This is a genomic window from Sphingobium sp. CECT 9361, from assembly GCF_918741285.1.
Classification (GTDB): Bacteria; Pseudomonadota; Alphaproteobacteria; order Sphingomonadales; family Sphingomonadaceae; genus Sphingobium.
The window spans coordinates 126,157-146,673 of sequence record NZ_CAKKNC010000002.1 but is presented as its reverse complement, the minus strand read 5'-3'; the positions used below and the strand labels follow the sequence as shown (position 1 = coordinate 146,673).

The following is a 20,517-nucleotide window of genomic DNA, read 5'->3' as shown; positions in this document are numbered from 1 at the left end:
AATGCCCGGATGCGGCGCTACGTTCCACCTCTATCGGAGATTTCGGCCCTAAGCCTTCGCCACGGTCCAGGTCTGACCCTGCGACACCAGTTTCTGAATGTCCGGCACCTTCCCCTTCGCTGCCATCGCGTTCTGCGCGATCACAGCGCTTTCGAAGGTCGGCGCGGGATCGTCATACAGGACGCCCAGCGCCATCGGGAACAGGCCGAACGGCATTTCTACCAGCATGTGCGCGAGCGAACGGTTCGTGACATCATGGACGATCACGTCCGCCGCCTGCCAGTCGCCATCCACCACATCGACGACCTTGAGCGTCAGCTTCTGCCGGTCCAGCGCAATCCCCTTCGTACTGCCGACCTTCATATTGCCGAACAGCATCGGCTTGCCATTCTCCAGCCAAAGCTGCCCTTCGTCCGCATTCTTCTTCTCGGTGAAGTCAGCGAAGACGTCCTTGTTATAAACGATGCAGTTCTGGAAGATTTCCACGAACGCCGCGCCTTTATGGGCGTGGGCGGCTTTGAGGACATCGGGCAGCTTCTTCGACACGTCGAAGCCCCGCGCCACGAACCGCGCGCCGCTACCCAGTGCGAACGCTGCCGGCTTAGCGGGGTGGTCGACCGATCCGAAGGGCGTTGAAGGGCTCCTGGTGCCTTCGCGGCTGGTGGGCGAGTATTGCCCCTTGGTCAGGCCGTAGATCTCATTGTTGAAAAGCAGGATTTGGCAATCGAGGTTGCGACGCAGGATGTGCATCATGTGATTGCCGCCGATGGATAGCCCGTCGCCGTCGCCGGTGACAATCCATACGTCGAGGCTAGGGTTCGCCAGCTTTACGCCCGTAGCAAAAGCAGGGGCACGCCCGTGAATGGTGTGGAAGCCGTAGCTTTCGATGTAGTAGGGAAAGCGCGAGGAGCAACCAATACCGCTGACGAACACAGTGTTCGCGGGCGTCGCACCGATCTCCGGCAAGGTGCGCTGCACGGCCTTGAGGATTGCGTAATCGCCGCAACCGGGACACCAGCGCACTTCCTGATCGGTTTCCCAATCCTTGGGCGTCAGCGTGATGGGCGTCATGTCGTTCATGGCAAACTTCCCTAAGGTCGCGCATATGCACGGGGTTCGGTCAGGCGAGCGCGGCGTCGATAGCGGCCTCTATTTCGGCGATGCGGAAGGGTTGGCCGGACACTTTGTTGAGCGGCCTGGCGTCGACCAGATACTGGTCGCGCAGCACCGTCTTCAATTGTCCAGTGTTCATTTCCGGCACGAGGATCGTATCGTAAGACTTTAGAAGATCGCCCAAATTTTTCGGCATGGGCCATATGTAGCGCAGGTGGATATGGCTGACGTCCAACCCTTTGGCCCGCGCGCGGCGCACCGCCTGATAGATCGGCCCGAAAGTCGATCCCCAGCCAACGATGGCGAGCTTCCCGCCTGCCTGCCCGATTTCCACCGCCTGATCGGGAATGTCGTTCGCAATGCCCAAGACCTTGTCCCGGCGGAGTTCGGTCATCGCCTGATGGTTTGCGGGGGAATATTCGATATGGCCGGTATCGACCTGCTTTTCGATGCCGCCAATGCGGTGCATCAGACCCGGCGTTCCTGGCTTCACCCAGGGACGCGCCAGCTTTTCGTCGCGGCCATAGGGCAGGAATCCGCTTTCCTGCGGCTCTTCCATGAACGTCACGGGAAACGGCGTATAGCTGGCCATGTCCGGCACTTTCCACGGCTCGGCCGCATTGGCGATATAACCGTCGGTCAGCAGCATGACCGGCGTCATGTAGCGCGTGGCGATCCGCACCGCTTCGATGGCGCAATCGAACGCATCGGCCGGCGAGCGCGCGGCAATGACAGGCATCGGCGCATCGCCATTGCGGCCGTACACTGCCTGATACAGATCGGACTGCTCGGTCTTGGTGGGAAGCCCGGTCGACGGCCCACCGCGCTGCGAATTGACGATCACCAGCGGCAGCTCGGTCATGATCGCCAAACCCATCGCTTCGCCTTTCAGCGCGATGCCCGGCCCCGATGACGAGGTGACGCCCAGTTGCCCGGCATAGCTTGCGCCAATGGCCGACGAGATGGCCGCAATCTCATCTTCGGCCTGGAAGGTGGTGACCCCATATTCCTTGAGCCGCGAAAGGTGGTGCAGGATTGCCGACGCTGGCGTGATCGGATAGCCGCCAAAGAACATCGGCAGGCTGGCAAGTTGCGTCCCCGCAACCAAGCCCAGCGAAATCGCTTCCGCGCCCGTGACGGTGCGATACAGGCCAGCAGGCGCAGGCGCCGCGGCCACATGAAGCTGCTTGAGATCGAGCCCCCCGCCGCCGATTTCCGCCGTTTCGCCATAGGCGTGACCCGCATTCAGCGCGGCGATGTTGGCGTCTGCCAGTACGGGGCTTTTGGCGAACTTGCTCGTGAGCCAGTCGACGATTGGCTGGCGGTCGCGATCGAACATCCAGAGGGCGAGCCCCAGCGTCCACATGTTCTTGCAGCGCAACGCTTCCTTGTTGCCCAGACCGAAGGGTTTCACGCTTTCCAGCGTACGCTGAGAAATGTCGAACGAGAGCAACTGCCATTTGGCAAGGCTTCCATCTTCCAGCGGGTTGGCCGTATACTTTGCCTTGGCCAGATTGCGGTCGTTGAACTCTCCCGTATCGGCAATGATCAAGCCGCCCGGCTTCAGGTCGATCACATTGGTCTTGAGCGCCGCAGGGTTCATCGCCACCAGCACATCGGGTGCATCGCCCGCAGTGGTAATGTCGGTCGATCCGAAATTGATCTGAAACGCCGAGACGCCGAACAGCGTCCCTTGCGGCGCGCGGATTTCCGCCGGAAAATCGGGAAAGGTCGACAAGTCGTTCCCGGCCAGCGCCGTCGAAAGCGTGAATTGTCCCCCGGTCAGTTGCATCCCGTCACCGGAGTCGCCGGCAAAGCGGACAACGACCGCGTCGGGCGCGATGGGGGCCATCGGCATAATGTCGGGCGTGATCTGTGCGACGGTCGCCATAAACGCGGTCCTGTGCTCGATGTCCGGCCATCCGGTATGGCTTTCCTACGCCCGACGGACGGCCTCTACAAAATAGTTTTCGTGGGCACGGCCCATGGGGAAGTTTCCAGCACGTGCCGTCATCGATAATAGCTCATCGCCAGCACACGCATGGCGTCGGCATGCCGGCGCGCCACGGCGTGCTGGTCGAGGCCATAGCCACCCCCCAATGCCGACGCGAGCGGGATGCCGCGCCGCCTTGCTTCCCCACCGACGAAACTGTCACGCGCGGTCAAACCGACATCCGTCAGAGCAAGCCGCCCCAGCCGGTCGTCTTCATGGGCATCCACACCCGCCTGATACAGAATGATATCGGGACGGCATCGGTCGATCAGGCGCGGCAGCGCGTCTTCCAGCGCATCGAGATAGGCGTCATCCTCCGTGCCATCGGGCAATTCCAGATCGAGCGTCGATTGCGCCTTGCGCGCCGGGAAGTTCTTCTCCGCATGCATGGAGAAGGTCGTGACGTCATGCCGTCCGGCTAACAACGATGCCGTTCCATCGCCCTGATGCACGTCGAGATCGACGATCAGGACATGCCGCACCTGCTTTTCCGTCAGCAATCGGTGCGCGGCAATCGCCAGATCGTTGAAAATGCAATAGCCCGCGCCGGTATCGTACAGCGCATGATGGCTACCCCCCGCCCCGTTCGCCGCATAGCCGCGCTCAAGCGCCAGCCGTGCCGCCATCCATGTCCCCCCGCTGGTACGTAATGCACGGCGGGCAAGGGACAGCGTGATCGGAAAGCCGATACGCCGCGCCTTTTCCGGCGGAACAGCGGCACTCAGCACTTCTCCGACATAGCTGGAATCATGCACCGCCTCGACCCATCCCTGCGATATCAGCGGCGCCTCATGCTCCGTCGGCGGGTCGGGATCGGCCCGAAGGATGTCGCGCACCAGCGTATATTTGTCCCACGGAAAGCGGATTGCACGCGACGGATCGGCATCCTGCCGCAAACTGTAATCCTGATGATGGACGAGCGGGAACATGCAGCCTATCTACCCAGCAACAGGAGGGCATTGGTGTTTGCGCCGATTCCCTCCGTTCGTCCAACATTTATCCATCGGCCCGGTGGCACACCGATTTGGCCGATCCGACAGAGACATCAGGACTTATGCCTAAGAAAACCGACCTTCCCTATCGGCCCTGCGTGGGGATCATGCTGGTCAACATGCACGGGCATGTGTTCGTGGGCCAGCGGATCGACAACAGGGTGGAAGCCTGGCAGATGCCGCAGGGCGGGATCGACCCCGGCGAGGAACCTCGCGAGACCGCACTGCGTGAGTTGAACGAGGAAACCGGTATTGACGCGGCGCACGTCAACATCATCGCCCAATCGAAAGAAGACTATTTCTACGATCTGCCCGACGAGTTGGTCGGAAAGATATGGGGCGGGAAATATCGTGGTCAGCGGCAAGTGTGGTATCTCGCACGCTTCGGCGGGAGCGATGACGACGTCAATATTCAGACGGCCCATCCCGAATTTCGGGCTTGGCAGTGGACGCCGCCTGAAACGCTTCCCGAACTGATCGTGCCGTTCAAGAAGAAGCTGTATCGCGACCTGCTGAAAGAGTTCGGCCACCTTATCTGATCGCCGTCTTTGCGCTGGAATGGTCGTTCCAGCCGACCAAGTGGGTTCAAATATCGGCAGAAAACTGTACTAAGCCGCAATGCATCATGGTTTTCGCGTTCCCGTACTGCTTTGTGCTGCCTTACTGACGGCGCCTGCCGTTAACGCGGAAACGGTTGACGGCCCGCCCCCAGCCGCAAAGACCCCTGCCCCGCCGCCCCTCCCCGAAGCGGTGCGCAAAATGCTGGAAACGGCGATTGCGAGCGGCAATGAAGGCGACATCTCCGCCGTTTCGAAAATCGCGCAGCAGACCAACCCCGAAGCCAGCGCTGAAATTGCCGCAATGGTGAACGCGCATCGTGCGACCGTTGCGACCGCCCGCCAGGAAAAGCTGAGCGATCCCAATATGCTGGCTTTATGGGACGGACGCGGAGAACTGGGCGGGTTCCTGTCCACCGGCAGCGCGGAGGAAGTGGGCATCAGCGCCGGGATCAGCATCCAGCGGCAAGGGCTCAAATGGCTCCATAAAATTCAGGGCAGCGCCGACTATCGCCGCGCCAATGGCGCGACATCGCGCGAACGCTTCGTGGGTTCCTATGAAACCCGCTATCAGTTCGATCCCAAGGGCTATACTTATGGGCTGGGTCAGTTCGAACGCGATCCCTTCCTCGGCTATGAAAGCCGCTACACGGCATCCTTCGGCGTCGGTTACCGCGTGGTGCAGAACAAATCCCTCGATCTGTCGATGAACCTTGGCCCATCCGTGCGCTTCGTGGACTACACGCTCGATGAGACGGAAAGTAAGGTCGGTGCCCGATCTTCCTACGATCTGGCATGGAAGCTGACCCCGGCGGTGACCTTCCGCCAGAATGGGTCCGCCTATCTTGAGGATGAATTGAAAAGCGCGACTTTGCTCACATCATTAGATGCGCGCCTCATTTCGCGTGTTACCGCGCGGCTGTCATATAACGTGCAACGCGAAGCGGAAACGCTGCTGACCGACGGTCGAACCGATACACTCAGCAAAGTGACGCTCGTCTACGATTTCTGACAATTGACGGGGGTGGAGGCGCACGCTCCCCTCTGTTAGAGTGTTGCCGATGAGCGCAATATCCTTATCCGAGCAGATCGTGATTGACGCTGCCGCCGCCGCGCCGATGCTGGCGCAGGTCGAACAGTGGTCGGCAGTGAACACCGGGTCGCGCAATCTGGCTGGACTGGCGACGATGGCCGGGCTGCTGGCCGATGTGTTTGCCATTCTGCCCGGCGATCTCGCGCTGGTCGATCCAGCCCCGGTGGATGCCGTGGCTGCCGATGGGCAGGTCGTGCCCCTGCTTCATGGCCAGCATCTGCATCTGAAGGTCCGCCCCGATGCGCCCGTGCAAGTACTGCTGACCGGGCATATGGATACGGTCTTTGCCGCCTCTGACAGTTTTCAGGGATTGCGATGGCTGGAGTCGGGGGTGCTGAACGGCCCCGGTGTCGCGGACATGAAAAGCGGGATCGCGATTATGCTGGCGGCGCTGACCGCGCTGGAACGCAGCCCGACTGCGGCTAGCATCGGCTATGAAGTCATCATCAACAGCGACGAGGAAGTGGGAAGCCCTGCCTCCGCCGCGTTGATCGCCCGCGCGGCGCGGGGAAAGGTTGCGGCGCTGACCTATGAGCCATCCGCTTTGCCCGACGGTACGCTGGCCGGTGCGCGGGCCGGTAGCGGCAATTTCTCGATCATCGTTTTCGGGCGCAGCGCCCATGCGGGCCGCAATCCGGAGGATGGCCGTAATGCCCTGATCGCCGCAGCCGACATTGCCCTGCGCCTGAAGGCCGCAAGTGGCGTGACGCCCGATGGGCGCGGCTTTTCCTGCAACCCCGCGAAGATCGACGGCGGTGGGCCGAATAACGTCGTGCCCGATCAGGCGGTGCTGCGCGTCAATTTCCGCCCCCGCACCCCGGCTGACGAAGTGGCAGCGAACGCACTCATTGACCGCGTGATCGCCGACGTCGCTCTGGAGCATGACGTCCTCATTCAGCGCCATGGCGGCTTCGGTCGTCCGCCCAAGCCGATGGACGACAAAGCGGAACGGCTCTTCGGCCTGGTGAAGCGATGCGGCGCGGATCTTGGCTTGCCGATTGCGTGGCGCGATACCGGCGGCGTGTGCGACGGCAACAACATCGCGGCCTGCGGCGTGCCAGTCGTCGATACGATGGGCGCGCGCGGCGGCAGCATCCACAGCCATGACGAATTTCTGATAACCGACAGCCTGCCCGAACGCGCACGACTTTCTGCGCTGACGCTGATGCGGATCGCGGCGGGGCAATTCGATAATAACGGGGGGATAAAGTGACATTCTTCATGCGACCGGCGCGACCGGACGATCTTCAGACATTGTACGAAATGGCGAAGCTAACCGGTGGCGGTTTCACGAATCTGCCGCCCGATCGCAAGTCCCTCTCGGCCAAGCTGGAGCGGACGGCAGAGGCGCTTGCCCGCCCCGACGACAGCATGACCGATGAGATGATCGTCCTCGTGCTGGAAAACAGCGAGACGGGCCAAGTACGCGGCACCTGCCAGCTCTTCAGCGAAGTCGGGCAGAAGCACCCCTTCTATTCCTACCGCCTCGGCACCCTGACCCAGCACAGCCGGGAACTGGGTCGCACATTCCGCGCCGAAATGCTCACCCTCACGACCGATCTGGAAGGATCGACCGAAGTCGGCGGCCTGTTCCTCCACCCGCGCGAACGCGCCGAAGGGCTGGGCCTGTTGCTGGCTCGCAGCCGCTATCTCTACATCCGCCAGCATCGCGCCCGCTTTGGCGACCGCGTAATCGCCGAATTGCGCGGCGTCATCGACGAAGCGGGCGGCTCGCCCTTCTGGGACGGTCTCGCCGGTCGCTTTTTCGGCATGAGCTTTCAGGAAGCCGATGAGTTCAATGCCATCAACGGCTATCAGTTCATTGCCGACCTGATGCCCAAGACGCCGATCTACACCGCGATGCTGACCGATCACGCGCGTTCGGTCATCGGCCTGCCCCACCCCAATGGCCGCGCCGCGATGCGGATGCTGGAGGCGGAAGGATTCAAGAACGCTGGCTATGTCGACATTTTCGATGGCGGCCCGACGATGGTGGGGCAGATCGACAGCCTGCGCACCGTAGCCGAAGCGCGCAACGTCACTCTGTCCGGCACGCATACGGAGCGCGGCGACAAGGTGCTGATCGCCCGCGGCAAACGCGCTGACTATCGCTGCGCCTACGGTCAGGTGGTCGAGGGGGAAGACGGCACCGCCGCGCTCGACGCCGCCAGCATAGCGCTGCTCGGCCTTTCGCCGGGCGACAGCTTCTCGATGGTGGGGCGCTGATCTTATGGCAGTCACTGAAATCAATTTCGACGGCATCATCGGCCCCAGCCACAATTATGCCGGCCTCAGCCTCGGCAATCTCGCTTCCGCCAACAATGCCGGCGCGCCCTCCTTCCCGCGCCGTGCCGCACTCGAAGGCATCGCCAAGATGCGCGCCAACATCGCGCTTGGCCTGCGCCAGGGCATCTTCCTGCCGCAGCGCCGCCCCGACCACCTATGGCTTGCCAGCCTCGGCACCGACATGGCGAGTGCTGAGCCGCATATGCGCGCCGCCGCCTTCTCCGCTTCGTCGATGTGGGCCGCCAACGCCGCGACTGTTTCCCCCGCCACCGACACCGGCGACGGCCGATGCCACCTGACCGTCGCCAACCTCGTCACCATGCCCCACCGCAGCCACGAATGGCCGCAGACGCTGGCGCAATTGCGCGTCGCCTTCCGCTCGGATCGGTTCGCTGTCCACGCCCCCGTCCCCGCACCCTTCGGCGACGAAGGCGCAGCGAATCACATGCGCCTGTGCGATACCCACGCTGCCCCCGGCGTCGAAGTCTTCGTCTACGGTCGCGCAGGCGGTGCCTTCCCCGCGCGTCAGCATGTCGAGGCCAGCAAGGCCGTCGCCCGCATGCACGGCCTGGACCTCGCCCGCACCCTCTTCGTCGAACAGTCCGAAGAAGCCATCGCTGCAGGCGCCTTCCACAACGATGTTGTGGCCGTAGCCAACGAGCGGGTGCTGTTCGCCCACGAACGCGCCTTTGCCGACAAGCACAGCTTTTTCACCGACCTGCGCCGCCTGCTCCCCTCAGTTGAGATCGTCGAAGTGCCCGACAGCGCGGTCAGCCTGTCCGATGCGATCAAAAGCTACCTCTTCAACGCGCAGCTCGTGACCCTGCCCGATGGCGCGGGCATGGCCCTGATCGTACCCACCGAAGCGCAGGCGACCCCCGCCGTATGGCAATGGCTCGAAACGCTGCTGACCGGCAACGGCCCGATCCGGCAGGTGATCCCCGTCGATGTGCGGCAATCCATGGCCAATGGCGGCGGCCCCGCCTGCCTGCGCCTTCGCGTCGTTGCCGATCCGCTGGACATCGACGAGCGGCTCCTCGTCACTGACGCAAAACTGGACGGCATAGCCGCCGTTATCGCAGACCATTGGCCCGAACAGATTGCCCCCGCAGACCTTTCCGACCCTCATCTGATCGCAAAAGTCGAACAATCGTGGTTAACCCTTGTTGACCATTTGCAGCTTTCCCGCGACCTATGTGTTGAGGCTGAGACGGACTGATCGGGCGGCGGCAATCGCTCTCCATCGTCCGCTTGTCTTGCCGGACACGGGGTCGCCATGCACAAGATCAAACGCCTTTTCACGATCAAGACCAAGTTCGAAGCGTTCCTCGTGATCTACGCACTCGCGCTGGGCGCGACGGAACGCGGGATGGTGTATATGGACCAGTATCCCGGCGTCGGTGGGCAGTTGCTGGCGCTCTGCTGCACGGGCGCAGTGTTCATGGCAGGCGGCAAGGTTCTGGACGCAGTGGACATGCAGCGGCGGTGGCAGTTCTAAAGCATGGGTTGACCTTCGGGCGTCGGCAAAAGTCGGGCGTCAAGGTCGACGATGCCCCCTCACGAAACCCGCTTTCGTCAACCCGCTATCTCGTCTTCGCCAGGCCCGAGTAAGGGAGCTAATGCACCCCAACGTCACCTTGAGAGATACAACAGGCTCATCGCTGTCTTGATCTTTGTCAGGCGATATTAGCTGCCCGACCAGAGCACTGGCGGGCAGCTAACCATGAAACGCAGGATTACTTAGGGAGATAGATTCCGCAAAGCTTGTTGCCATCCGGATCGCGGAAATAGGCGAGGTTGATCGTACCCATAGACGCTGTTTCGCGCGGACCGGGCGCTGCCTCAATCGACGCGCCGCCATTGGCGACTGCGGCATCGTGGAACTGCTTCACCTGCTCTGGCGAGTTGCAGGAGAAAGCAACGGTGCTGCCGTTCGCGACGGTTGCCGGTTCGTCGTTGATCGGCTGGGTAACAATGAAATTCGCGCCATTCCCACTGTTGTAGATCAGGCGCGTGTGGCCACTGTCGGCTACGTTAACGATCGCTTCCCCAACTCCAAGGGTGCCAAGTACCGCGTCGTAAAAGCGCTTTGCCCGTTCGATGTCGTTCGATCCCACCATCGTGTGAAAAAGCATGCATCTTCTCCTACTCGGGCCATGTCATGATTGAACGGCGCCCGCGTTCGGGCAATAGCAGAATCGAAAGCACAGTCACGCTCGGATCAGGTCGACCTTGGCGTGTTCGAGCATAGTGGCGAGGATATTGCCTTGGGGATGGCGCATGCTGGACGCGGGTGCTTGATGGCCAGCGAAGGCGATCTGTCGATGGAACCGAACGCCCTGAAACTGTGTCAGGAGCATCATCGCGGAAATTCTGCCATCCGCCCGTCATCGTCATCCCGGCCGTCAGATGTGGTCGAGATGATCGGAAATGGATTCCCGCTTTTGCGGGAATGACGAGGGTGGAGGGTCGCTGCCGCCCCCATCCAGCTCACACATTACCCTGTCCTACACCCCACCTGCTCCGCTAAACCCCCGAGCGTGCCCAACCTGACGCACTGCACCGAAGTCCATGCCGCGCTCCCCTTCCGCCCTTGGGGCAGGACAGCCGAGCGGTAGTTCGATTTCACTATGTGTACTGGCGATGACGAAGCGGCACCAGCGGGACCGCAGCGCCTGATGCTGCACCACTATGTTTGTTTCAGGCGGGGAGCCTGTCGGCTGGTCTGAATTTTTTCGGAGAAGGAAGAGTGGAAGTATGGGCACTTATTTCACCGTTTCCCGGCGAAACCCAACTCTCCACGGTGCTCCTGCGCAGGCAGGAGCCCAGGGCATATCGCGAAGGTTGTGCCCAACACTCTGTACTCCTGCTTTCGCAGGAGAACTGCAGCCCACATTCCCCAAGGAAAACGCAAATGGGTGGTGACGTAGTGAGGCTTTTGAGGCTTTTCGCAAAATCTGCGGCCCTAAACCGGCACCGCGCACGCCCGCCGAACACCACGCCCGAACACCTATGGGTGCTAACGTAGTGTCACCTGTGTCACCTTCCGACCCCCTACGCCCCTAAATCTCATACTCCGGCAGAAACTGCAGCGGAGGCATTTCGGCGCGGCTGGCGCGTTCGCTACGCGGCTGCATCTCGCCATACAGGTTGCGGACGGTCGTGCTGCCGGTCTTGACGAAGAAAGCAGGGAGCAGCCCGTGGATCATGCACGCGACGCCCCCGATCACCATCCGCACGCCGAACGATCCGGCGGTATGCGCATGGCCCCAATAGGTCTCGCCGACCCGGCGTGGATGATCGAGGAAAAACGTCTGGAACATGGTCCGGCTCTGGCCCCTTGCGGTGGATGGGATGCACGCAAACATAGAGCAAGCCCCCGCGAAGGGCCAGAGCCGAAGGCCAAATCGTCAGTTTTTCGCGGATTCGATCGATTTTGCGCTCTGCCCGAACAGAATCTTGCGTTCTTCCTCCGTGCGGATGCCCGGCGGGTTGGGATTGATCTCCGGCCCGCGCGCATAGGCGCGTGTTGTCGCAGGCCGCGCCGCGATTGCATCGAACCAGCGATGCACATTGGGGAACTCTGCGAGATCCTGTCCCTGCGCTTCAAACGGAACGATCCACGGATAGATCGCCATGTCGGCAATCGAATACGCCTCGCCTGCAACGAACGCCCGATCCGCGAGGCGCTTGTTCAAAACGCCGTACAAGCGATTGGTTTCGTTGACGTAGCGATCAACGGCGTAGGGGATTTTCTCCGGCGCATAGTTACGGAAATGATGGGTCTGCCCAGCCATCGGGCCAAGTCCGCCGACTTGCCAGAACAGCCATTGCAGCACTTCATTGCGACCGTGCGCGTCGGTGGGCAGGAACTGACCGGTCTTTTCCGCCAGATACAGCAGGATCGCACCCGATTCGAATAGCGCAACAGATCCGCTGCCCTCCTTCGGCGCGTTGTCGACTATCGCGGGCATCTTGTTGTTGGGGGAGATCGCCAGAAACTCGGGTGTGAACTGCTCGCCCTTGCCGATGTTGATGCCGTGGAGGGTGTAGGGAATGCCCGCTTCCTCCAGGAAAAGAGTCACCTTATGCCCATTGGGGGTGGGCCAGTAATACAGATCGATCATCGCGGGGAGGCTCCTTCGATACGCGGCGGTGGGCCACGCTGTCCCGACATAGCTAGGACGCAGGTGTAACGGTTCAACGGGGCACAGCGATTTTTATCGAAGGAGGCTGCGACATTTGCGTCGATCATACGTTCTGCTACGCCGCCAGTTCTGCCACTGCCAAGAGGTGCTCGTGACCGTCGTTGCTGCCTATCTGTACCGTGACGGGCGTCAGGTACGTCCCATTGCCATCGATGAGATCAACCCCTGCCACGGCGGCGCGTCCGAATTCGTCTGGATCGGGCTTGTCGAACCGTCCGAAGGCGAATTGCGCACACTCCAGACGCAGTTCAGGCTCCACCCGTTGGCGGTCGAGGATGCGTTGAAGGCGCATCAGCTTCCCAAGGTGGACATCTACGGCGAACAGTTGTTCGTCGTCGCCCGCACTGCGCATCTGGAGGGGGAGACGATCCATTATGGCGAAACGTCGATCTTCGTTGGCACGAACCACATCATATCGGTGCGTCATGGCTCCGCCCGCGCGCATACGGAACTGCGCAGCCATCTGGAGGCGGCCCCCGCATTGCTGGCGCATGGGGTGGATTATGTGCTGCACGCGATCCTGGACTTCATCGTCGACGGCTATCTGCCTATCGTCGAGTCGATCGAGGAGGAAGTCCTGCAGATCGAACAGCGGGCGATGGATGCTTTTCTGGTTCGGGAAGACGTGACCCGCATCTTCAACCTGCGGCGGGAATTGATCCGGTTCCAGCGCATATTGGGGCCCATGGGCGAGCTATGCAGCAAGCTGGTCAATCTGGAGATGCCGTGCGTCGACATAGAGACGCGGCCCTATTTCCGCGACGTGCTGGACCATGTGCGGCGGGTAGAGAACATGACCGGCGGCTTACGCGATGTGCTGACATCCGTATTCGAAGTCAGCACCTTGCTGGAGCAGCAGCGACAGGGCGCTATTACCCGGCAGTTGGCAGCGTGGGCGGCCATCCTGGCGGTGCCTACGGCGATTGCGGGCATATACGGCATGAATTTCGAGCATATGCCCGAATTAAAGAGCGTCTATGGCTATCCCGCCGTGCTGATAGTCATCGCGGCGATTTGCACCGCCTTGTACGTCAGGTTCAAGCGAGTCGGATGGCTATAGCGATCAGAGGATCGCGACGATCCCAACGGCGATCCCCGCCCACAGTATGAGCGAGGCCCCGACGATGACGGGGATGCCATAGGCCATGCGGCGGGCGTCCGGCGCATCCTGATCGAACGCATTGCCCGGTGCAACGACAAGATCGTCGGCAGGCGTCGGCTCGCTTTTCAGGAGGGCGGCGCTGACCATGGCTTCGGTGATGGGAGTCAGGAACTGACAACCTGCAAGCGCGCCGCTGCTCCACGTTACGCGGGCTTCAGTAGCGGCGCCGCGCGGCAGCGTGATCGTGATCGGGTCGCCAACAGCGAGCGGTCGCGACGCGCGAAGCAATGCACCACCCACGGAAATATCCATGATAACTGCCGTATCCGGACCCGAATCGGCGATACGCAGGAACAGCGGTTTACGCGCTTGCCGCCGTGGCTGCTGGCCCGGCGTGCCTTCTGGCAGAGAATAAGACGGTTCGACCACGTGTTTGCTCCGGCGATTACTCCAAAGCCTTAGCACCGCGATGGTTGCCAAAGCGTTTAGAAACCTGCGCCTTCAAATGCAGCTACTTACGCCGCGTATAGAGCAACGCTGCCACGATCGCCGCCGAGCCAATGCCGACCGCTGCACCAATCGCGACATTCTTCTTGGTCGAGCCCTTGTTGGCCTCTGTGGAGGCTGGCGCAGGTGTGGCAGGAACGTCTTTATCAGTGGTCATACATCTTCTCCAGATCTGTATGTCGCCTAACGCATCGCGCGACGCAAGGATGCGTACGAGGCCGCTGGCCCGCTTAAGCAAAAGGGCCGACCTTTCGGTCAGCCCCTGCTCCGCTTGCGCGGTATAAGTTCCCTGGTGCACCCGGAGCGATTCGAACGCCCGGCCCTCAGATTCGTAGTCTGATGCTCTATCCAGCTGAGCTACGGGTGCGTCAGGGAAGTGCGCAGATAGAAGGGGGATGGGTTTCTGGCAACCCCCTTTTACCGTTTTGCGCGCTTTATTTATCCAACCCTTATCCGCGCGCCTTCAATGCCGCCTGCGCAGCCGCCAAACGGGCGATTGGCACGCGGTATGGCGATGCCGATACGTAATCGAGACCCGTGGCTTCACAGAAGGCAATGGAGGCAGGATCGCCGCCATGCTCACCGCAAATGCCCAGCTTGATGTCCGAGCGGGTCTTGCGACCGCGCTCCGCAGCGATCTGGATCAGTTCACCCACACCTTCGACATCAATGCTGACGAACGGGTCGCGCGGGAAGATGCCCTTATCGACATACGTACCCAGGAACCGGCTGGCGTCATCACGGCTGATGCCAATTGTGGTCTGCGTCAGATCGTTGGTGCCGAAGGAAAAGAATTCGGCGGCCACCGCGATTTCCCCTGCCTTGAGCGCTGCGCGTGGCAGTTCGATCATGGTGCCGACCAGATATTCGATGGTCTTGCCACGCTCGGCGAACACAAGCTGTGCCTGTGCATCGACGATCGCCTTCATCAGTTCCAGCTCCTTCGCCGTGGCGACGAGCGGTATCATGACTTCAGGAATCGGGGCAGCGCCGCTATGCTCGGCAACGTCGATTGCTGCCTCGAATATGGCACGCGCCTGCATTTCGTAGATCTCAGGATAGGTGACGCCCAGACGACAACCGCGATGGCCCAGCATCGGGTTGAACTCATGCAGTTCCGAAGCCCGACGCTTCAACACGTCGATGCCGACGCCTGCTGCCTTGGCCACTTCCTCGAACTCAGCTTCCTCATGCGGCAGGAATTCGTGCAGCGGCGGATCGAGCAAGCGGATCGTGACAGGCAGGCCTGCCATCACCAGGAAAATCTCGGTGAAATCGCTACGCTGTTCGGGAAGCAGCTTTTCGAGCGCTTCGCGGCGGCCCTTTTCGCTGTCGGCCAGAATCATCTGACGTACAGCGGTAATGCGGGCCGCATCGAAGAACATATGTTCGGTACGGCATAAGCCGACACCTTCCGCACCGAATTCACGCGCCGTCTTGCAGTCGAGCGGAGTTTCGGCGTTAGCGCGAACCTTCAAGCGGCGGACCTTATCGGCCCAGACCATCAGCGTACCGAAGTCGCCCGCCAGTTCAGGCTGTACGGTTGGCACCGCGCCGGACATGACTTCGCCGGTGGAGCCGTCGATGGTGACGATGTCGCCTTCGACCAGTTCACGACCGGCGACGCGCAGAATCTTGGCCTTCGCATCGATCGAAATGCTGCCAGCGCCGGAAACGCAGGGACGCCCCATGCCGCGCGCTACCACGGCAGCGTGCGACGTCATGCCACCACGCGCCGTCAGGATGCCCTTGGCCGCGTGCATGCCGTGAATGTCTTCAGGGCTGGTTTCGGTGCGGACGAGGATGACCGCGTCGCCCATTTCGTTGCGACGCTCCGCCGTGTCGGCATCAAACACAACCATGCCGGACGCGGCACCCGGAGAGGCCGGAAGCCCCTTGGTCAGCACATCGCGGACGGCTTTAGGATCAAGCGTGGGGTGCAGCAACTGGTCCAGCGCCGAAGGATCGACGCGGGCAACGGCTTCCTCTTCCGTGATGAGGCCTTCGCCCGCCATGTCTACCGCCATTTTCAGCGCAGCCTTTGCGGTACGCTTGCCCGAGCGCGTCTGCAGCATCCAGAGCTTGCCCTGCTGCACCGTAAATTCGATGTCCTGCATGTCGCGATAATGCTTTTCCAATATCTGGAACACGCGCGCCAGTTCTGCATAGGTTTCGGGCATCGCTTCTTCCATCGAAGAAGCCTTGGCCCCTGCCCGCTCCCGTGCGGCGAGCGTCAGATATTGCGGGGTACGGATGCCCGCGACGACATCCTCTCCCTGCGCGTTGATCAGAAATTCGCCGTAATACACGTTCTCGCCGGTCGAGGGATCGCGGGTGAAAGCGACGCCGGTGGCGGACGTGTCGCCCATATTGCCGAACACCATCGCCTGCACATTCACCGCCGTGCCCCAGTCACCGGGGATGTCGTTCAGGCGACGATAGACCTTCGCGCGGTCCGCCTGCCACGATCCGAACACTGCGCTGATCGCGCCCCAAAGCTGATCGTGCACATCCTGCGGGAAAGGCTTTTTCCACTGATCGACCACGATCTTCTTATATTCGGTGACCAGCGCCTTCCAGTCGTCAGCGCTCAGTTCGGTATCGAGCGTGTAGCCATGATCTTCCTTGGCGATTTCGAGGGCTTCCTCGAACGCGCCATGATCGAGTTCCAGCACCACGTCGGAATACATCTGAATGAAGCGGCGATAGCTGTCCCACGCGAACCGCGCATCGCCCGATGTGTTGGCCAACCCCTCGACCGTTTCGTCATTGAGGCCAAGGTTCAGCACGGTGTCCATCATGCCCGGCATCGACACGCGCGCGCCCGAACGGACCGATACGAGCAGCGGATCGGCCGCATTGCCGAAGATCTTGCCCGTCACGCCTTCGATATGGGCGATGCCGTTGGCAACTTCGACGCGCAGGCTGTCGGGGAATTTCTGCCCATCGACATAATAGCGGGTGCACATTTCGGTGGTGATGGTGAAGCCCGGCGGGACCGGCAGCCCGATAGAGGCCATGCCATCCAGATTGGCGCCCTTGCCGCCCAGCAGGTTCTTGTTACCCTTGCCGCCATCGTCCACGCCGCCGCCGAAGCGATAGACATAGCGGGCATCGCCCGTGCCGGAAGTGTCGGTGGTCTTGTCGATAACGGTAGCCATGGTCGTCCCTCTGCACTGGGCAATTATGTCTTATCACGTTCGCGCATTGTGCGCTGCAACACAGATTCGTTCAAGGCAGGAGTTGGCGCGTTTTGCAACCCGTATCGTATCGGGTCACCCCATTCGCTTGCCATTCCCTCGCATTTCGCGAAATATTATTACAAATCAACCTTCGATGCGCGAGAAATCGGCAACGCCATGCACCGCGTCGCGCATCCGCGTCAGCAGCGCGAGGCGGGCAGCGCGCTTATCGGGATCGGCGTCGTTCACAGTGACGCTTTCGAAGAACGCATCGATGGGTTCGCGCAAGGTAGCCAGAGCGGCCATTGCGGCGGCGAAGTCTTCGCTGGCAATGGCGGCTGTGGCACGCGGTTCGGCGGCATCTAGTGCGGCGATGAGGGCAGCTTCTGCGGGTTCGGGGGTGTAGGCCGTTGCCGTCATGCCGGCGTGGGCTGGCATCTCATTCGGAAGCGCGCCATCGCCTGAGACCCCAGCCTGCGCTGGGGTGACGGCTGTGGGGGAAGGCGCTTCTTTCTTGAGGATATTCGCCGCGCGCTTGTATCCCGCGAGGAGATTGGTGCCGTCGGGCGTTTCGACGAACGCCTGCAATGCTTTCACGCGAGCAAGGAGGCGGACGAGATCGTCCTCACCGCCGAGCGCAAACACCGCGTCGATCAGGTCGTGACGGACACCGGCTTCGCGCTGCTGGACTTTTAGCCGGTCTGCGAAAAAGTCGAGGAGAGAATGCTCTGATGAATAATAACTGAACCACAATCCATAGGCAGTAGGGCTCTCTACATCCTTCAAGCGCTGACGCATCCTATCGGCAGCCTTCGGCCCCAGTAGATTAGACATTGCTTCAATGGCAACATCGAGCGCTGCACTATCGATTGCTTCTGTACGCTGTTCTGCCAGTTGTTCAGTTGCAACCAGTATCAAGCTCTGCAACCGCAGACGCAACTGTAAGGTTGTTAAAGTCGCTATAACTCCGTTTGCGCTCCGACGAAGTGCATATGGGTCTTTTGAACCCGTTGGCTTTTCATCAGAGGCAAAGAATCCCACCAGTGTATCCAGCTTATCCGCCAAACTCACCGCCACCGTAACCGGCGCAGTCGGCACATCATCGCCTTGCCCAACCGGCTTGTAATGATCGCGGATGGCGTCGGCTACGGCGTCAGGGAGGCCTTCGGCGCGGGCGTAGTAGCCGCCCATGATGCCTTGCAGTTCAGGGAATTCGCCGACCATTTCGGTGACGAGATCGGCTTTGCACAGGCGGGCGGCCTGTTCGGCCATGTCCGCCAACTCACTCTTCGTCATGCCAGCGTAGGCTGGCATCTCAGGCGTTGACGCGCCTTCGCTTGAGACCCCAGCCTCCGCTGGGGTGACGGTTTGGGTTGTGGGAGAGGATTTTACTATGCCCTCTTCAACCAGCCAGCGCGCCAGCTTCGCCACCCGCTCGACCTTATCGGCCACGGTGCCCAGCTTTTCGTGGAAGGTGATGCGTTCCAGCTTCTTGGCGTGATCCTCAAGCCGCGTCTTCTTATCCTGTTCCCAGAAGAAGCGCGCATCGCTCAGGCGGGCGGCGAGGACTTTGCGGTTGCCGGCGACGATCGCAGCGCCGCCGTCTATGGCGTCGATATTGGCGGTGCAGATGAAGGCAGGCGCCAACTTACCCGACGCATCGCGCAGCACGAAATATTTCTGGTTGGTGCGCAGGGTTAGCTGAATGACTTCAGGCGGCACCTCAAGGAAATCGGGATCGAAATCGCCTAGCAGCGGCACGGGCCATTCGGTTAATCCGGCATTCTCGGCGACCAGTCCCTTGTCCTCGACCAGCGTCAGGCCGCGGGCGGTGGCGGCTTCCTGCGCCTTAGCCTCGATCAGCGCCATGCGTTCGGCATGATCGACGATCACGTGGCAAGCGCGCAGCTTTTCGACATAGTCGTTCGCGCCGCCGATGGTGATTGGATCGGGGTGGTGAAAGCGATGGCCGCGCGTGGCGAAACCGGAACGGACGCCTTCGACCTCGATATCGACCAAATCTTCGCCCAGGATCGCGACGATGCCTTGCAGCGGGCGGACCCAGCGCAGGCCTTCGGTCGTCTGGCTGGCCGCGCCCCAGCGCATCGACTTGGGCCAGGGAAAAGCGCGGACGATGGCGGGAATCGCTTCGGCGAGCACGTCGGCGGTGGCGCGGCCCGGCTTTTCGATGATCGCGAACAGGATGGCGTTGCCCTTGGCGTCGGGCCGCTCGACCAGTTGTTCGCGGGTAAGGCCTGTTTTGCCCAGAAACCCGGCGAGCGCCTGTGGCGGCGCATCGGCGCGCGGGCCTTTAAGTTCCTCGTTCACCGCTTCGGTCTGAAGCGGGAGGCCGCGTGCGATCAGCGCGAGGCGGCGGGGCGTGACGAAGGACTGGATGCTGTCGGGTTTCAGTCCGGCTTCGGCCAGTTTCTCCGAGAACAGGCGCGCAAGGTCTTCGGATGCCTTGATCTGCATCCGTGCGGGAATTTCTTCGCACAGGAGTTCGAGCAGGAAATCGGTCATCACGCGGCCCATCCGTTGGTCTTCATCCACGCTTCGCAGCTTCCCTTGGCCATGTCGCGGACGCGGCCCATGTAGCTGGCGCGTTCCTGTACAGAGATGACGCCGCGTGCCTGCAGCAGGTTGAACACGTGGCTGGCCTTGATCGCCTGATCGTAGGCCGCGAGGGGAACGTCGGCGGCGATGCTGGCCTGGCATTCGGCCTCGGCATCCTTGAACCAGCGGAACAGCTTTTCGGTGTCGGCGATCTCGAAATTCCATTTCGACATCTGCTTCTCGTTCTCAAGGAACACGTCGCCATAGGTGACACCCGCGTCGTTGAAACGCAGGTCATAGACGCTGTCGACGCCCTGAATATACATGGCGAGGCGTTCGAGGCCGTAGGTCAGTTCTCCCGCAACCGGCTTGCAATCATAGCCGCCCATCTGCTGGAAATAGGTGAACTGCGTGACTTCCATGCCATCGCACCACACTTCCCAGCCCAGCCCCCATGCGCCGAGCGTCGGGCTTTCCCAGTCATCCTCGACAAAGCGGATATCGTGGAGCAGCGGGTCGATCCCGATTTCGCGCAGGCTGTTGAGATACAAGTCCTGAAGGTCGGGCGGCGACGGCTTCATGATGACCTGATACTGGTAATAATGCTGGAGCCGGTTAGGGTTTTCGCCGTAGCGCCCATCGGTCGGACGACGCGACGGCTGCACATAGGCAGCGTTCCATGGCTTGGGGCCGAGCGCGCGGAGCGTGGTCGCGGGATGGAACGTCCCTGCCCCCACTTCCATGTCATAAGGTTGCAGGATCACGCAGCCTTGCTTGCTCCAATAAGCATGGAGAGTCAGGATCAAGTCCTGAAAGCTGAGCGTATCGGGCTTTGCGGCCATGTTTCCTCTGTATTTCCTTGGCGCACCTGCGCTGAAATTCGCGTGGCGGTGCCTTGGCGCATGGGCGCTTATGGGTCAAGTCGATG

At 61.4% G+C, this 20,517-nt stretch carries 19 protein-coding genes and 1 tRNA gene; 7 read left to right on the top strand and 13 right to left on the bottom strand.

Features of this window, described 5'->3' with window-relative positions:
* Positions 1-48: 48 nt before the first annotated feature.
* The 3 genes from LQ220_RS05900 to LQ220_RS05890 form a co-directional block, all read right to left on the bottom strand.
* Positions 49-1,080, bottom strand: coding sequence for a 2-oxoacid:ferredoxin oxidoreductase subunit beta (locus LQ220_RS05900; RefSeq protein ID WP_230187380.1), 1,032 nt, complete (start codon positions 1,078-1,080; stop codon positions 49-51).
* A gap of 40 nt (positions 1,081-1,120) precedes the next feature.
* Positions 1,121-3,004, bottom strand: coding sequence for a 2-oxoacid:acceptor oxidoreductase subunit alpha (locus LQ220_RS05895; RefSeq protein ID WP_230187379.1), 1,884 nt, complete (start codon positions 3,002-3,004; stop codon positions 1,121-1,123).
* Positions 3,005-3,123: 119 nt separating this feature from the next.
* Positions 3,124-4,035 (bottom strand): histone deacetylase, encoded by a 912-nt coding sequence (locus tag LQ220_RS05890; RefSeq protein WP_230187378.1) that lies wholly within the window; start codon positions 4,033-4,035, stop codon positions 3,124-3,126.
* A gap of 125 nt (positions 4,036-4,160) precedes the next feature.
* On the opposite strand from LQ220_RS05890, the gene LQ220_RS05885 reads away from it, so the two are divergent.
* The 6 genes from LQ220_RS05885 (at position 4,161) to LQ220_RS05860 (ending at position 9,532) form a co-directional block, all read left to right on the top strand.
* Positions 4,161-4,637 carry an RNA pyrophosphohydrolase gene (locus LQ220_RS05885; RefSeq protein WP_230187377.1) on the top strand — a complete coding sequence of 159 codons (477 nt, stop codon included), beginning with the start codon at positions 4,161-4,163 and terminating at the stop codon, positions 4,635-4,637.
* A 79-nt stretch (positions 4,638-4,716) separates the two neighbouring features.
* Positions 4,717-5,667, top strand: a complete 951-nt coding sequence (locus LQ220_RS05880; protein WP_230187376.1) for a DUF481 domain-containing protein — start codon at positions 4,717-4,719, stop codon at positions 5,665-5,667.
* A gap of 49 nt (positions 5,668-5,716) precedes the next feature.
* Positions 5,717-6,961 carry a hydrolase gene (locus LQ220_RS05875; protein ID WP_230187375.1) on the top strand — a complete coding sequence of 415 codons (1,245 nt, stop codon included), beginning with the start codon at positions 5,717-5,719 and terminating at the stop codon, positions 6,959-6,961.
* Positions 6,958-7,974 carry an arginine N-succinyltransferase gene (locus tag LQ220_RS05870; protein WP_230187374.1) on the top strand — a complete coding sequence of 339 codons (1,017 nt, stop codon included), beginning with the start codon at positions 6,958-6,960 and terminating at the stop codon, positions 7,972-7,974. The genes LQ220_RS05875 and LQ220_RS05870 overlap by 4 nt, the downstream gene beginning before the upstream one ends.
* 4 nt (positions 7,975-7,978) lie before the next feature.
* Positions 7,979-9,253, top strand: coding sequence for an N-succinylarginine dihydrolase (locus LQ220_RS05865; RefSeq protein WP_230187373.1), 1,275 nt, complete (start codon positions 7,979-7,981; stop codon positions 9,251-9,253).
* 57 nt (positions 9,254-9,310) lie between these two features.
* Positions 9,311-9,532 carry a hypothetical protein gene (locus LQ220_RS05860; RefSeq protein ID WP_230187372.1) on the top strand — a complete coding sequence of 74 codons (222 nt, stop codon included), beginning with the start codon at positions 9,311-9,313 and terminating at the stop codon, positions 9,530-9,532.
* Between the two features lie 238 nt (positions 9,533-9,770).
* Here LQ220_RS05860 and LQ220_RS05855 read toward each other — a convergent pair whose 3' ends face one another.
* The 4 genes from LQ220_RS05855 to LQ220_RS05840 form a co-directional block, all read right to left on the bottom strand.
* Entirely contained in the window at positions 9,771-10,169 is a 399-nt protein-coding gene (locus tag LQ220_RS05855; RefSeq protein ID WP_230187371.1) for a VOC family protein, read from the bottom strand.
* 75 nt (positions 10,170-10,244) lie between these two features.
* Entirely contained in the window at positions 10,245-10,397 is a 153-nt protein-coding gene (locus tag LQ220_RS05850; protein WP_230187370.1) for a hypothetical protein, read from the bottom strand.
* A 699-nt stretch (positions 10,398-11,096) separates the two neighbouring features.
* Complete coding sequence (locus LQ220_RS05845) at positions 11,097-11,357, bottom strand: DUF6356 family protein (RefSeq protein WP_230187369.1); 261 nt, start codon at positions 11,355-11,357, stop codon at positions 11,097-11,099.
* Between the two features lie 87 nt (positions 11,358-11,444).
* Complete coding sequence (locus LQ220_RS05840; RefSeq protein ID WP_230187368.1) at positions 11,445-12,161, bottom strand: glutathione binding-like protein; 717 nt, start codon at positions 12,159-12,161, stop codon at positions 11,445-11,447.
* A gap of 172 nt (positions 12,162-12,333) precedes the next feature.
* Here LQ220_RS05840 and corA point away from each other — a divergent pair, with 172 nt between their 5' ends.
* Positions 12,334-13,302, top strand: coding sequence for a magnesium/cobalt transporter CorA (gene corA / locus LQ220_RS05835; RefSeq protein WP_230187367.1), 969 nt, complete (start codon positions 12,334-12,336; stop codon positions 13,300-13,302).
* A gap of 3 nt (positions 13,303-13,305) precedes the next feature.
* Here the strand turns inward: corA and LQ220_RS05830 are convergent, their stop codons facing one another.
* From LQ220_RS05830 to LQ220_RS05805, 6 genes are all read right to left on the bottom strand, one after another.
* On the bottom strand, positions 13,306-13,773 hold the full coding sequence (locus LQ220_RS05830) for a PilZ domain-containing protein (RefSeq protein ID WP_230187366.1): 468 nt from the start codon (positions 13,771-13,773) through the stop codon (positions 13,306-13,308).
* Positions 13,774-13,855: 82 nt separating this feature from the next.
* A complete protein-coding gene (locus LQ220_RS05825; RefSeq protein ID WP_230187365.1) occupies positions 13,856-14,008 on the bottom strand; it encodes a hypothetical protein in 153 nt (50 codons plus the stop codon).
* A 133-nt stretch (positions 14,009-14,141) separates the two neighbouring features.
* A tRNA-Arg gene (locus tag LQ220_RS05820) sits at positions 14,142-14,218 on the bottom strand.
* Positions 14,219-14,300: 82 nt separating this feature from the next.
* Positions 14,301-17,012 (bottom strand): pyruvate, phosphate dikinase, encoded by a 2,712-nt coding sequence (gene ppdK / locus LQ220_RS05815; protein WP_230187364.1) that lies wholly within the window; start codon positions 17,010-17,012, stop codon positions 14,301-14,303.
* A gap of 165 nt (positions 17,013-17,177) precedes the next feature.
* On the bottom strand, positions 17,178-19,556 hold the full coding sequence (gene glyS, locus LQ220_RS05810) for a glycine--tRNA ligase subunit beta (protein WP_230187518.1): 2,379 nt from the start codon (positions 19,554-19,556) through the stop codon (positions 17,178-17,180).
* Positions 19,556-20,431: a glycine--tRNA ligase subunit alpha gene (locus LQ220_RS05805; protein WP_230187363.1), complete on the bottom strand. Its 876-nt coding sequence runs from the start codon at positions 20,429-20,431 to the stop codon at positions 19,556-19,558. Before LQ220_RS05805 ends, glyS begins: the two co-directional genes overlap by 1 nt.
* Between the last annotated feature and the right edge of the window lie 86 nt (positions 20,432-20,517).